Annotated in this window: 14 protein-coding genes and 1 pseudogene; 14 read left to right on the forward strand and 1 reads right to left on the reverse strand. The window is 36.3% G+C overall.

Annotation, left to right across the window (positions count from 1 at the left end):
* Positions 1 to 285 precede the first annotated feature (285 nt).
* Positions 286 to 1,311, forward strand: a complete 1,026-nt coding sequence (locus G7050_RS00060) for a YhcG family protein (protein ID WP_166109460.1) — start codon at positions 286 to 288, stop codon at positions 1,309 to 1,311.
* 681 nt (positions 1,312 to 1,992) lie between these two features.
* On the opposite strand, the gene G7050_RS00065 is transcribed toward G7050_RS00060, so the two are convergent.
* Entirely contained in the window at positions 1,993 to 2,835 is an 843-nt protein-coding gene (locus G7050_RS00065; protein ID WP_166109462.1) for an AraC family transcriptional regulator, read from the reverse strand.
* A gap of 279 nt (positions 2,836 to 3,114) precedes the next feature.
* Between G7050_RS00065 and G7050_RS00070 the strand changes: the two genes are divergently transcribed.
* The 13 genes and pseudogenes from G7050_RS00070 to G7050_RS00130 all read left to right on the forward strand — a co-directional run bounded on the left by G7050_RS00070 (position 3,115) and on the right by G7050_RS00130 (position 14,062).
* The gene (locus tag G7050_RS00070) at positions 3,115 to 3,894 is read left to right on the forward strand and encodes an alpha/beta fold hydrolase (RefSeq protein ID WP_166109464.1); all 780 of its coding nucleotides are present in this window, start codon (positions 3,115 to 3,117) and stop codon (positions 3,892 to 3,894) included.
* Positions 3,895 to 4,333: 439 nt separating this feature from the next.
* Positions 4,334 to 5,731: an RtcB family protein gene (locus tag G7050_RS00075; RefSeq protein WP_166109465.1), complete on the forward strand. Its 1,398-nt coding sequence runs from the start codon at positions 4,334 to 4,336 to the stop codon at positions 5,729 to 5,731.
* 5 nt (positions 5,732 to 5,736) lie between these two features.
* The gene (locus G7050_RS00080; protein ID WP_221412817.1) at positions 5,737 to 6,249 is read left to right on the forward strand and encodes a 3'-5' exonuclease; all 513 of its coding nucleotides are present in this window, start codon (positions 5,737 to 5,739) and stop codon (positions 6,247 to 6,249) included.
* 36 nt (positions 6,250 to 6,285) lie between these two features.
* The gene (prfH, locus tag G7050_RS00085) at positions 6,286 to 6,906 is read left to right on the forward strand and encodes a peptide chain release factor H (RefSeq protein WP_166109467.1); all 621 of its coding nucleotides are present in this window, start codon (positions 6,286 to 6,288) and stop codon (positions 6,904 to 6,906) included.
* Between the two features lie 17 nt (positions 6,907 to 6,923).
* Entirely contained in the window at positions 6,924 to 7,466 is a 543-nt protein-coding gene (locus tag G7050_RS00090) for an RNA 2'-phosphotransferase (protein ID WP_166109470.1), read from the forward strand.
* Between the two features lie 137 nt (positions 7,467 to 7,603).
* A complete protein-coding gene (locus tag G7050_RS00095; protein WP_166109472.1) occupies positions 7,604 to 8,317 on the forward strand; it encodes an RNA ligase family protein in 714 nt (237 codons plus the stop codon).
* Positions 8,314 to 9,426 carry an AAA family ATPase gene (locus G7050_RS00100; protein ID WP_166109474.1) on the forward strand — a complete coding sequence of 371 codons (1,113 nt, stop codon included), beginning with the start codon at positions 8,314 to 8,316 and terminating at the stop codon, positions 9,424 to 9,426. Before G7050_RS00095 ends, G7050_RS00100 begins: the two co-directional genes overlap by 4 nt.
* 127 nt (positions 9,427 to 9,553) lie before the next feature.
* Positions 9,554 to 10,255: an NUDIX domain-containing protein gene (locus G7050_RS00105; protein ID WP_166109476.1), complete on the forward strand. Its 702-nt coding sequence runs from the start codon at positions 9,554 to 9,556 to the stop codon at positions 10,253 to 10,255.
* A gap of 20 nt (positions 10,256 to 10,275) precedes the next feature.
* Positions 10,276 to 11,637 (forward strand): coproporphyrinogen-III oxidase family protein, encoded by a 1,362-nt coding sequence (locus G7050_RS00110; protein ID WP_166109478.1) that lies wholly within the window; start codon positions 10,276 to 10,278, stop codon positions 11,635 to 11,637.
* A gap of 22 nt (positions 11,638 to 11,659) precedes the next feature.
* Positions 11,660 to 12,250: an NADAR family protein gene (locus G7050_RS00115; RefSeq protein ID WP_166109480.1), complete on the forward strand. Its 591-nt coding sequence runs from the start codon at positions 11,660 to 11,662 to the stop codon at positions 12,248 to 12,250.
* A 9-nt stretch (positions 12,251 to 12,259) separates the two neighbouring features.
* Positions 12,260 to 13,132: an ADP-ribosylglycohydrolase family protein gene (locus G7050_RS00120; protein ID WP_166109482.1), complete on the forward strand. Its 873-nt coding sequence runs from the start codon at positions 12,260 to 12,262 to the stop codon at positions 13,130 to 13,132.
* The gene (locus tag G7050_RS00125) at positions 13,132 to 13,545 is read left to right on the forward strand and encodes an ADP-ribosylation/crystallin J1 (RefSeq protein ID WP_166109484.1); all 414 of its coding nucleotides are present in this window, start codon (positions 13,132 to 13,134) and stop codon (positions 13,543 to 13,545) included. The genes G7050_RS00120 and G7050_RS00125 overlap by 1 nt, the downstream gene beginning before the upstream one ends.
* Positions 13,542 to 14,062 (forward strand): annotated as a pseudogene (locus tag G7050_RS00130) (O-acetyl-ADP-ribose deacetylase). Before G7050_RS00125 ends, G7050_RS00130 begins: the two are co-directional and overlap by 4 nt.
* Positions 14,063 to 14,272: the final 210 nt, after the last annotated feature.

The raw sequence follows: 14,272 nt of genomic DNA on the forward strand, positions 1-14,272 counted from the left end.
AGTGTGAATACTCATATTAAGTATAATTTCAACTAATACAATCAAAAATACACTGCAATATATTCGAGTAAGAAAGAATATTTTCACATTTTAATAGATAATTTCTGCCATAGACGACAGATTTGCATCTTTAAAGAAATGTAACTCGATAAAGTTTATATACTTCTTCATCTTTAGGTTAATTTCGAACAGAATGAAAATAGATTAAAGACTATGCGAAATAGCTTAAATAAGGTAAAGTAATATATTGAAATAAGTTATCTTTGAAGTAAAATAAATATTTGTATGACTACTATCCAACCCAACGATTATAATCATTTCCTGATTGAGATTAAGGAACGAATCCGTTCTGCTCAATATGAGGCCATGAAAGCAGTCAATAAAGAAATGATACAACTTTATTGGGATATCGGTAAGCAAATAACAGAAAAGCAACAGGCATCCGGTTGGGGGAAAGCTGTTGTCGAGACATTGTCAAAAGATTTACAGAAAGAATTTCCGGGAATTCAAGGCTTTGGTGCACGTAACATCTGGTATATGCAGCAGTTTTACACTGAGTATGAAGGAAATGAAATTCTGCAACCATTAGTTGCAGAAATTAGCTGGACAAAACATTTAGCAATAATGACTAAATGTAAAGATATACAGGAGCGACAATTCTATATCTTGTCAACCAAGAAGTATGGATGGACCAAAGATGTGCTTATACATAAGATCGAAGCAAAAGCATCTGAGAAATATCTTTTAGGTCAAACAAACTTTGACAAAACATTACCTGATAATATAAGGCATCAAGCTGTTTTAGCAGTAAAAGACGATTATACTTTCGACTTTCTTGGATTAGGTGAAGAACACTCAGAAACAGAACTGGAGCAGGCATTAATCAAAAATATCCGTTCATTCCTTATTGAATTCGGTACGGACTTCACATTTGTAGGAAATCAATACCGTATTGAACTGGAGGGTGAAGAGTATTTTATTGATTTGCTTCTGTATCATCGTAAACTTCAATGTATGGTGGCCGTCGAACTGAAAATAGGTAAGTTCCTTCCTGAATATAAAGGGAAAATGGAATTTTATCTCAATATTTTGAATGATAAAATCAGGCTGCCTCACGAAAATCCTTCCATTGGAATTATTATATGTAAATCCAAAAAGCGTACAATAGTGGAATATGCACTAAAAGATTCAAATCAACCAATAGGTATTGCAACTTATAGCCTTACAACTGAATTACCGGAATCATATCAGGAGCTATTACCTGATGGGGACGAGATAGCTAAAAAGTTAAACCTGTTAATGGACAAATAGAGGTAGAATGTTCCTACGTAATTTATCGTTTTTGAGGTTTCCATGCTGACAAATTTTTATCATACGAATCTAGTCTAAAGGCACGATTTCTTTTCGCTATCAGGCTCATTTGTTCTTGCTGACAGGTTCAGATGATAAGTAAGGCAAATTTATCATAATCAAAAATTTATACCGATTACACAATCACTTTGTTATTACTTTTAAAGAGAGCAACAAACCGTTTACACTTATCTATGGTGTGAACAATAATTATCAGTATAAAAAGATGACCAATAACATTGTGAAATTTCAACAATGGAAATCCAATCACAAAAAAGATAATACTTAAAAACATCATTATAAAACAAATGATTGTCAGTGCAGTTATTTTGTTCTTTAAGATGACTTTCTTTTTGGTGAATGATTTAATTAAACGCCAGTGTTGTGCTACGTGAACTATTATTAGTGAAAACCACACTATTCCCATAATACAATGGACGGAATTCCAGTAAGTGGATATTTGTCCTGCATGACCTGCAATCCTCAGTAAAATAAAGCCGAGTACCAAAAGAATATCTACAAGTATTTTTGCTTGTTTTGATAGGAATATGTTTTCCATTTTTTCATTCCTGTTATTGTATTGATACAAAATAACGGAAAATAATAGCGGATGGAAATAGAGAGATTATGGTATAGGTTGGACTATTTAAGGTATTTCTTGCGGAACTGAGTAGGCGAGAGTTTAGATGTCTTAGTAAATAGGCGTGTAAAATAAGCATAATCTTCGTATCCGAGCTCTAAGGCAATTTCCTTGACATTCTTATTGGTATAGAACAATAGGCGTTTAGCCTGAATAATAAGTTCGTTTTGAATACACTCACTGACTGTTAGTCCTGTGGTCTTTTTTACGGCTTCGTTTAAATATACTGGAGATAGATTCAATTTGTCTGCGTATTGTGACGGACGTTTCAATGATTGATAATTGGCGGACAGTAATGTTTTAAATTGGAAAGTAATAGCTGCCAGTCGTTTGTTTTTGGAAACGGGGAGGCCTTTGCGGTATATTTCTGCTGTGATTCCGATATAGAAAGACAGTAAATCGTGGATAATACTTTCTTCGATATGTTGTCTTTCGGGTTTCAGTCTTTTGTGGATGGCTGAGGCACAATATTTAAGGTCGTTAATTATATCTTCATCGAGGTTTACTTTACTGCCCATCAGAGAGACCTGTTCGAATATTTCTTTGTATTCATCTTTTACGAGCATGGCGTCTACTGCCAATATCCAGCCACAGGCATTTATATTGCCGACCGGAATATGGACTTGTCCGGGTAAGATGCAGTGAACGGTACTTCCTGTTATTTCATATTCTTTAAAGTCGATCAATAGTTTGCCTTCTCCTTTTTCGATGAAAAGAAAGATATAGTAATCATCTCTGTGTGCATAATCTACAGCGGGTACTTGCTCGTTTTGCGAAACATAGCGTAGGAAGGCTATTTCTCCTTGAAATTTGTCTGATAGTTTGTGGATCGGAATGGCATTCATGGGTATCAAAGATTTGATTATTGAAGAGAGGAATCCTGTTTCTTATATAAAATCAATGAGGGGAGTTAGATAACTGCTTTGTCTATGATTGTAAAGATATGGTGTTTGTATTTTATTCGAAATGGAATAGCGATGTATTTTAGCCGTTTTATTGATTTACTGTTATGCCATTTCTTATAATTTATTAAGGTAAAATTATATATTTGCAGTTACCCGATATACATTATTTAATTTTAGATATACTGTTCTTAATAAAAATAGATAAAAAGAATAGCCATTATGACACATAAGCTCTTCTACAATGATAGCAACCACAGTCTGGCTTATACCGATTTTGGAAATAAAGACGGCATTCCGCTAATTGTACAACACGGAATGATAGCTAGTATTAAAGATGAATATTTGTTTGGCAATCATTTAAAAGAATCTGCCAGAATAATTTGTGTTGCCCGACCGGGTTATGGAGAATCTTCGCCCTTCGTGATGGATAGTTATCTGGAATGGGGTCATATTATATCGATACTGGCAAACGATTTATCATTAGAAACGTTTGATATATTTAGTTCTTCAGCAGGTGCACCTTATGGATATGCTATCGGCAAAGTGTGTTCCGATAAAGTAAGAAATATGTATATTTTCAGCGGTACACCTGCATTATATGATGAAGAGGTACAATCCGGCTGGCCATATCCTATTGTTACAAATTTATCAGTCGAAGATTCGAGGAAAATCGCTTATGATATATTTTTTGCAGATATACCTTACGAGTTATCAAATAATGATGATATAAAAGACTCGAAAAACAATAATTGTTTCGGTGTAGGGCAAGACTTAAGAATAAGATTCAGGGATTGGGGATTTACATTGTCCGATATAAAAGCTAAAGTCTTTATGCAACACAGTAAAAAAGATGAAGTTCAGCCATACAAAACGGCTATAAGAACATCTCAACTGTTACCCGATTGCACTTTGGAACTCCTAGAAAATGGTGTTCACTTTTCAGTAGAATCATTTCAATCCTTTATTGAAAAAACAATAATAAAGCAGATTAATTATTGAACCATAATTGATATAACTAGAACTTCTGTTGCAAACAAAAATTATCTTTTTATTCTAAATATTTGTTAATATAAAAAATCGTAGTACATTTGTGGCTGAAATAAGAGTACTAACCCTTAAAAAATCACGAAAGGGTATAATTATGTTGGTCAAGAAATAAAACACAGCAAACAGGAACTAAGCTGGCTCATCGGGATGAAGAGCTTTTGCAACTTATTTATATAATTAGAAAACCAAAACTCTACGGCTGCAAATTGGTTATCGTTGATTAGTTCCACAATCACAATTTATATTTTTATTATTATCAATGTCGATGCGTTGACAGGTATATAATTATATACTTTTCTATCTTTCGTATCGCACACAGAGATATATTCTGTCATGGGCTAATTATGTCCATTCGGCTGTTATATATCTCTCTGTATTATCAAAAACAAAAATGGGCATACAACCTAAAGAATTAAGTAAACTGGGATATACTAACAATGTAGCACGTAGTTTAGCGATCAACATAGTAAACAAATATTGCAAACACGACAGTAAAGAACAAATTATAAGAGTGCTTAGCGACCTGCTGGCATATCCCGATAAATATAAAGGCAATGAAGTATGGGGGAAACTGGCGGAACATTTTTCACCGACACCGGTAGACAAATCGTTCACCGTTTACAACCTGCTCGATGAGCCTTTAGCATTCAAAACATACGGAAATAAATTTATCGATACACTCGCCAAACAGCAAATGAATCTGGCAATGCGATTACCAATAACACTTGCCGGAGCTATGATGCCTGACGCACATGCCGGATATGGTTTACCTATCGGAGGTGTGCTGGCAGTAGAAAATGCGGTAATACCCTATGCTGTAGGTGTAGATATCGGTTGTCGGATGAGTCTGACCGTATTCGATGCCAACGTGGATTTCCTGAAACGCTATTCACATCAGATAAAAGAAGCATTAAAAGAATATACGCATTTCGGAATGGACGGCTGCCTGGGTTTTCCCCAAGAGCATGAGATATTGGACAGGAGTGAATTTCAGCTTACACCATTACTCAAACTGTTACATGGAAAAGTAGTACGGCAACTGGGTTCATCAGGAGGAGGAAACCACTTTGTAGAGTTTGGTGAGATAGAACTTATTGAGAACAATGTCTTAAAACTTCCAGCAGGGAATTATACAGCATTACTTTCACATTCAGGTTCACGTGGAATGGGTGCAGCTATTGCCAGACATTACAGTGATGTGGCTCGTGAAGTATGTAAACTACCAAGAGAAGCTCAACACTTTGCATGGCTGGGTTTGGATACCGAAGCAGGACAGGAATACTGGATGAGTATGAATCTGGCGGGAGACTTTGCACAGGCATGTCACGAACGCATACATATCAACTTAAGCAAAGCATTAGCATTAAAAGCATTAGCGAATGTAAATAATCATCACAATTTTGCATGGAGAGAAGAGATAGCTCCGAACAAATATGCGATAGTGCATCGTAAAGGTGCTACTCCTGCGGGAAAAGGCGTTGCGGGATTTATTCCGGGAAGCATGGCAACACCGGGTTATCTGGTAAGCGGAAAAGGAATCGCAGATTCGTTAAACTCTGCGTCACATGGAGCAGGACGGGCTATGTCGAGACAAAAGGCAAAAGAACAATTTACACAATCGGCTTTAAAGAAATTACTCACACAAAACGGAGTAACGCTTATAGACGGCAGTGTGGAAGAAATACCTTTGGCTTATAAAGATATTGACAAGGTAATGCCTGCTCAGGAGTCGTTAGTGGATATTCATGGCAGGTTTATGCCACGGATAGTTAGAATGAATAAAGAATAAAAACAATGAAAATTACAGATAAAATATTAGTTATAGACCTTGAAGCCACTTGTTGGAAAAGCAATGAGTCGAGAGGTCAGACAAGCGAAATTATAGAGATTGGCATTTGTGTACTCAATACAAAAGATGGCAGTATATCTCAAAACAAAGGGATTATGGTAAAACCAAAACACTCTACTATCAGTCCTTTTTGTACAGAGCTGACCACTATCACGCAAGGCTTGATAGATGAACAGGGCATATCTCTTTCTGATGCCTGCAAAATTTTAAGAGAAGAGTATGACGCATATTCCTACACTTGGGCTAGCTATGGTAGATATGATTTGAAGATGATGAAGTCTGAATGTTTGCACAAAGGGGTGGATTATCCTTTATGCCAAGATCATATAAATGTAAAGGAATTATTTACAGAAGCGAGAGAAATAAACAAAAAGGTAGGTATGAAGGTGCATTACAAATATTGGGTTTACCCTTCGAAGGAACTCATCATAGAGGTGTTGATGATGCCAAAAACATAGCAAAGATCCTGTATTGGTGTATAACAAATATGAAGAATGAGCAATAAGATATACTTGCAAATAACCTCTGGACGAGGTCCTGCCGAATGTTGCCACGTGGTCGCTCTTGTTTTGGAGCGAATAATGGCTCAGGCAAAAAAGAAGGGACTTAATACCGAAGTGTTGGAAAGAGAACAGGGTGTGATCAATCGCACCTTGTTTTCGGCAACACTTTCGATAGAAGGTAAAGGGTGTGAAGATATAGCAAAGGAATGGGAAGGTACAATTCAATGGATTGCTCAAAGCCCCTACCGAATTTATCATAAACGCAAGAATTGGTTCATCGGAGTAAATACCTTCACAGTACCCGATATAAAAGATGCCAACGAAAAGGAAATTGAATATCAGACCCTTCGTGCATCTGGTCCCGGTGGACAGCATGTCAATAAAACTGAATCGGCGGTGAGAGCAACTCACACTCCTTCGGGATTGAATGTTACAGCTTCCGATCAGCGTTCGCAATTACAGAATAAAAAACTGGCTACCGAACGGCTGTTAATTAAATTGGCTGCTTGGAATATAGAACAGAGTATGCAGGCAGCTCAAGAGAATTGGAATAATCATAATAACTTGCAACGGGGAAATGCTGTGAAAGTAATAAAGGAATCGTTGAAGTGAAATTTAAGAAACAAAAAATGACAGAAGAACATAAAAAACGGATCGGTAAATTCTTAAGCCTTGTACTCAGGCACGATCCTCAAAAGATAGGCTTAGAACTTGACCAACAGGGTTGGGCAAATGTGCACGAACTTATTGAAAAGTGTAAAAAGCATCGATACCATTTCTCTATGGAAGAATTGGAAGAGATAGTGGATACAAATAATAAGAGACGTTATTCGTTCAACGAAAAGAAGAATAAAATCAGGGCTAATCAGGGACATTCGATAGATATAGATTTGGCTTTATCTCCGGTCACACCTCCCGAATTTCTGTATCATGGAACAGCTACACGATTTCTTCCTTCTATAATGAACGAAGGAATCATAAAAGGTAGCCGTCAGCATGTTCATTTAAGCAGTGATAAGGAAACGGCGGAAAAAGTCGGTTCTAGGCATGGAAAAGTTTGCATCTTAACTATTATGACAGGAAAGATGCACGAAGATGGCATCTTGTTTTACTGCTCTGATAATGGCGTATGGCTCACTGACTTTGTGGATGTAAAATATATATCGAAATAGTAAGGAATAACATATTAATAAAATAGAAATCATGTAATTGTCAGTGTGTATATGAGATTTGAATCTCAACTGCAGCCTGTAAATATAAATTTACAAGGCTTATAATTCATATTTTTATAAACGAAACAATTACAATTATGTTATCACAAAAATATGGTCGTACATATCATTACCCCTTTTCGCCGGGGACGACAAGCGACGACCGCATCAATCATACATACTGGGAAGATATCCGAAAAATAGAAACACTTGTACATACCGAAAAGCTAGATGGCGAAAACAACTGCCTCAACCAATTCGGTGTATTTGCCCGATCACATGCAGCACCCTCGACCTCTCCGTGGACGAATCAAATTCGTGAACGCTGGGAGTTCATAAAGCACGATTTGGGCGATATAGAATTATTCGGAGAAAACTTATATGCTATCCACTCCATTGAATATAAACAGATAGAAGATTATTACTTTATCTTCGCTGTGCGATGTGTAGACAAGTGGCTCTCGTGGGAAGAGGTAAAATTCTATGCTGCAATGTTTGATTTTCCGACAGTTCCCGAATTGAAAATAGAAACTGTCAAAGATTTGTCTGAAAATATGCTCAAACAACAAATATTGAATTGGGCAGAGGAGCCAAGTGTTTTCGATTCGATTAATCCGTTTACACATGAAGTATGTACACGAGAAGGAGTCGTTAGTCGTAACATTGGAGAATATCCCGTGGACGATTTTGCTCATAATGTCTTCAAATATGTACGCAAAGGTCATGTAAAAACAGACGAACACTGGACAAGAAACTGGAAACGGGCAAAACTGGTTTGGGAAACAAGCAATAAAAAGGAGGAAGAGAAATGATTTGGCAACTAACACAAAATAAAGAATGGAATGCTCTCGAAAAACAATTTTCGTGGGTAACTGATATGAGATATGTAGAACAGCATCGTATACATCATTCTGAGGGAAATGTGGCTGTACATACACAGATGGTAATAGGGCAACTACTAAAATCGGACGAATATCAGAAGCTGGACAAACAGTCTCAGGAAATACTCTGGGCAAGTGCTTTATTGCATGATATCGAAAAGCGGTCTACTTCGGTAGATGAAGGCAATGGTATTATCTCTGCAAACGGGCATGCCCGTCGAGGGGAATATACAACACGTAGTCTATTGTTTAGAGAGATACCGACACCGTTTTATATCCGAGAGCAAATAGCTTCTTTGGTCCGCTTCCATGGTTTGCCTCTTTGGCTGATGGAAAAACCTGATCCACTAAAAAAAATAGTTGAAGTAGCGTGCCGATTAAACACCAAAGACTTGAAACTATTGGCAGAAGCCGATGCCCGGGGACGGATTTGCGATGATCCGGATGCTCTTCTGTATTCATTGGATATGTTTGAGTTGTTCTGTAAAGAACAAGATTGTTGGGGAGTATCAAAAGAGTTTGCAAGTCCTAGTGCTCGTTTTCACTATTTCAATACGGACAACAGCTATATTGATTATGTTCCGTTTGATAATTTCAAATGTGAGGTTACCATGCTGTCGGGATTGCCGGGTATGGGTAAAGATCATTATATACAAACTTTAGGTAAAGAGACTCCTGTTGTTAGTCTGGATGCTATCCGTCGTAAGTACAAAATAAGTCCGACTGACAAATCGGGAAACGGATGGGTGGTGCAAACAGCAAAAGAAGAGGCTCGTACTTATTTAAGGAAAGGACAGGACTTTGTTTGGAATGCAACCAATATTACTCAGCAGATGCGTTCGCAGTTGATTGATTTGTTTGTGTCTTATGGTGCTAAAGTCAAAATTGTGTATGTCGAAAAAACGTATAGTGTATGGTTAAATCAGAATAAGAATAGGGATTATCCTCTACCAGAATCGGTTCTTGATAAAATGCTTGCAAAATTAGAAATACCGCAATTGACGGAGGCTCATGAAGTAAAGTATATAGTTGACAAGTAAAAATTAAGTACGCTTTTTTAGCGTGCTTTTTATTTCCCATATTTTATCGTAAAAAATACGCAAACTATTTTTTAGCCTAAAAATATTTCCCTTTCTTTGTTTACGTAAATAATACATAAATATAAAGATGGAACAACAAGGGAAATATATATATGAATATCCTCGTCCGGCAGTAACAACAGACTGTGTTATATTCGGTTTCGATAAAGGAGAATTAAAAGTATTATTAATTGAGAGAGGTATTAAGCCTTATTCAGGTAAATGGGCTTTACCCGGAGGTTTTATCGATATGGATGAAGATTCTGAAACTTGTGCCAAACGTAAACTTGTGCAAGAAACCGGACTTGAAAATATTTACATGGAACAGTTGTATACATTTTCTGCTGTTGAAAGAGATCCTCGTTATCGTGTGATTAGTATTGCTTATTATGCTTTGGTAAACTTGTCCGATTATAATGCACAGGCTGGAACGGATACTACCTGTGTAAAATGGTTTGCGATTTCTGATGTTCCGGAGCTAGCTTTCGATCATGCAAAGATATTAGATATGGCAAAAGAAAGATTAAAAGGAAAGATCAAATATCAGCCGATAGGTTTTGAACTTCTTCCTGAGAAGTTTACCATGCCTGATCTTCATTGTTTATATGAAACAGTGCTACAAACTGAACTGGATAATCGCAATTTTAGGAAGAAGATTTTAGGATATAATTTATTAATCGATTTAAATGAACAACAACGAGGGGCACGTAACAGGGCTCCGAAACTATACAGCTTTGATAAAGAGAGATATGAGGAACTAACAAAGGCAGGATTTTATTTTGAAATTTGAGACAATTGAAACACAATAACATGGCTACAATAGATTTAAATAATTTGTTTGACAAAGGAATGGAATTGCATTCTATAGCTAATACAGCATACCCGTTAACTCCAACATCGTTAAAACAATACGCTTTAAAAAATGAGAATGAGATACAGAAATTACTTGAGAAAGAATTTCATGCTATGAATGAACTGTCTCTATATGTTCATATCCCTTTTTGTAAAACAAGATGCAAGTTTTGCGAGTATGTAGTCGTTTCGGGGAGTGAATTCGATTTGAAGGACGAATATACGGATGCAGTACTAAAAGAAATAGATTTATATAGCCGAATCATCAATAATGATAAATATATTGCAGGTTTTGATATAGGTGGTGGAACACCAACAGAGCTAGGTTTCAGACGAATTGAAAAAATAGTGAATAAGTTATCCAAGACATTCAGCTTAAGAAGTGAACAAGTCTGGTCAATTGAAACAACTCCGTTTAATGCGATAAGCAAATTCGATGAACTGAAAGATATTTATAATCTCGGATTTCACCGTATAAGCATGGGGATTCAGACTGTTAATCAAGAGTTACTAAAAAAAATGGACCGGGAGGGAAATGCTCATCTTTATCAGAAAGCAGTTGATGCTATCAGAAAAGCAGGATACACCCAGTTTAATATCGATTTGATGTATGGATTTAAGGAACAATCGATAGAAGATTTCAAGTCCACAGTTGAGTATACCGTTTCATTAGCTCCCGAGTATATCACATTGTACGAAATGCGATACAAGTTGACTCAAATAGCACATGATGCATTAGATGTTACCCGTGCAAAAGTAAACAGCCAATATTTGGTGGCTTATGAGATATTGATTCAAAATGGATATATGGCAAACTATGGAAAAAATACTTTCAGTCGGATTAAAAATAACCACGGAACAAGTGATTATCTGACAAGCAGAGTGACAAAGGCTACTCCATATATCGGTTTGGGGGCAGGTGCACAATCGTTCGGGGTGAATTATCTGGCATATAACCAAGGTGCCGCAACAAAAAGTATATCAAAATATATTAAACATGCAAACAATGGCAGCTTCCCTATTCAGGATATCTATGATTTGCCCGAACAGGAAATAATGGCAAAGACAATATCGGTTATGTTTTATTTTGGTTTTATTGATTTAGAAAATTTCAGGAAACGATTTGGGAAAGACTTTATGCAAATGTTTAAAGACGAAATAGAATATTTGAAAACTTGGAATCTGGCTGAAATAAAAGACGATATGTTTATTCTTACTCAAAATGGAGTAAGCCATATGAGTGGAGTCATTCCGATGTTTTATTCAGATAGAAGCAAACAGGAGTTGATGAATATAAATGCAGAAAAGCTGCTGAAATAAATATTGATTAAAAAGAATGTATATGAAGCATAATACATACAATCTACAATGGTTATTGAACAAAGTAGAGAAAAAAGAAAAAGTCAAATATCTTTTCTTTTGGGGACATGCACCTTCAAAGGATCGCTCTGCAACAAAATCGTGCTTCAGCCAGTGGTGGCAAAGCGCATTTGAAGTCGATGGAATAAGGTATACGACTGCCGAACACTGGATGATGGCTCGAAAAGCCGAATTCTTTGGAGACACAGAAATAGTAGAAAAAACTCTTGCAGCCAAATCTCCGGCTGAAGCTAAAAAGCTAGGTAGAAAAGTCAAAAACTTCGACCCGAAAATTTGGGATGAGAATTGTTTCGATATCGTTTGTAAGGGAAACTATTATAAATTTTCACAATATCCCGATTTAAAAGAATTTTTATTAAATACAAAAGATCGTGTATTGGTAGAAGCTAGTCCGGTCGATAATATCTGGGGAATTGGACTGGCACAGGATGATGAACAAGTTGAAAATCCGAGGTTGTGGAAAGGTGCAAATCTTTTAGGATTTGCTTTAATGGAAGTTAGAGATAGATTGCTAATAGCAAACAAATTGAATGAGATACGTGATAAACTGTAATCAAATAGGATGGATATAAAAGACCGTTTAAGAGGATGTTTAATTGCAGGAGCAATAGGAGATGCCATAGGATATAGATATGAGTGTATGAATGATGTTGCAGATGTAATTTTCGATTTTGATTGGATAATATCAGACGATACGCAATTATCTATTGCAACCTGCGAAGCTATCTATGATGAACTCGATATAAAACCTGAAAAAGTAGCTGAACGTTTTCTATATTGGTATCAAAAACGGAAACTGAATGGATTAGGTTCAAGTACATTAAAAGCATTGCGGGAATTACAGGTTGGAGGGCATTGGGCGTTAGTTGGTCGATCGGGTGAATATGCGGCTGGAAACGGAGCTGCCATGCGCATAGCGCCATTAGCATTCAAGAAATATGTTACAAGACTGAATATCCAAGATATTTGTACTATTACACATCGCAATGATGAAGCATATTGTGGAGCTTTAGCCATATATTACGCCATCCGAGCAGCAATAAGTGAAATCTGGACAGGTGACAAATTTTTAATTGGCTTCATTCTCGAAAAGATACCTGATACCCGAGTTAGAGATAGATTAATAGAATTTGACAAACTCAGTCATTTGTCTATCTCTGAACTTGGAGAAAGATATAGATCAACGGGGTATGTAGTAGACTCTGTTCCTATAGCAATATTTGCCGCTCAGAAGATTTGCGTGTCAGACTTTAAAACAATAATTACGGATTTAATTAAAATAGGTGGCGATACTGATACCGTTTGCTCTATGTTTGGGCAAATTGTAGGTTCATTAAAAGGAATAGATGTGATTCCGAATGATTTTATAAATAAATTCAATCAGTTAGAAATTAGTCAATTAATCACAAACTTGGTTGATAAATGGAAAGAATAATGAAAACAACATTATACAGACCAATAGGTCTGAAAGAATTACAATTGATTATCGATATGAATTTTAAAGGTTTCCCTCCTCGTTTAGAGTGGCAACCGATTTTTTATCCTGTACTTAATCAGGAGTATGCTGAACAAATCGCTCAAAAATGGAATACAGGAGATGAATTCTCTGGTTATTGTGGCATTGTCACAAAGTTTGAATTGGCAACCGATTATCTACAAAAATACGAGGTGCATAATGTCGGCGGCTTTATTCATAATGAACTTTGGGTTCAGTCCGAAAACTTAGCGGAGTTCAATTCGCAGATCATAAATCCTATTGAAGTTGTAAAAGTATTTACAGGCGAAAGGTTCAATGTAGATAATAAAGATCAAGCAAGTCTTTGTGTATTAAAATATTTGAAGAGATGAAAACAATAACATTAGTCAAAGGAGATATAACGACAATAAAAGCTGATGCCATTGTAAATGCAGCAAACTCGTCATTACTTGGTGGCGGAGGTGTAGATGGAGCTATTCATCGCAAAGGTGGTAGCCAGATATTAGAGGAATGTAAAGCTATTCGCAATCGCCAAGGAAAATGCAAGGCTGGAGATGCAGTATACACATCCGGAGGATTATTACTTGCTAAGTATGTGATCCATACCGTAGGCCCTATATGGAATGGGGAAATAGTAAAGAATCGGAATTACTGGCTTCCTGTTATAGGAAATCGTTAGAGATTGCAGATTCTCTTGGTATCAAATCGGTTGCTTTTCCAAATATCAGCACTGGAGTTTATCGTTTCCCGAAAGATATGGCTGCACAGATAGCTGTCAATACAGTAAGACAAATAATTAATAATGAACATATGAATATAGAGGAGGTTATTTTTGTTTGTTTTGATGATGATAGCTATAACCTGTATAATGATATTTTAAATGCATAATAACCATTACTGGTTATTATGCAAAATTATATTTTGCAGTATATATTCACACTAAGAAACAGGAGGACATTACAGCTTTTCAAGAGGACTTTGATTGATTTAATAACTTTTCGGTTACATCATACAATTACCTCACAGTAAGAGGGATTATTACGTTCTTGCTAGAATCTTAAATTATGATACATCCGAACTGTATTATAGTACATTTCC

It is taken from the genome of Dysgonomonas sp. HDW5A, assembly GCF_011299555.1.
In the GTDB taxonomy this organism is placed as follows: domain Bacteria; phylum Bacteroidota; class Bacteroidia; order Bacteroidales; family Dysgonomonadaceae; genus Dysgonomonas_A.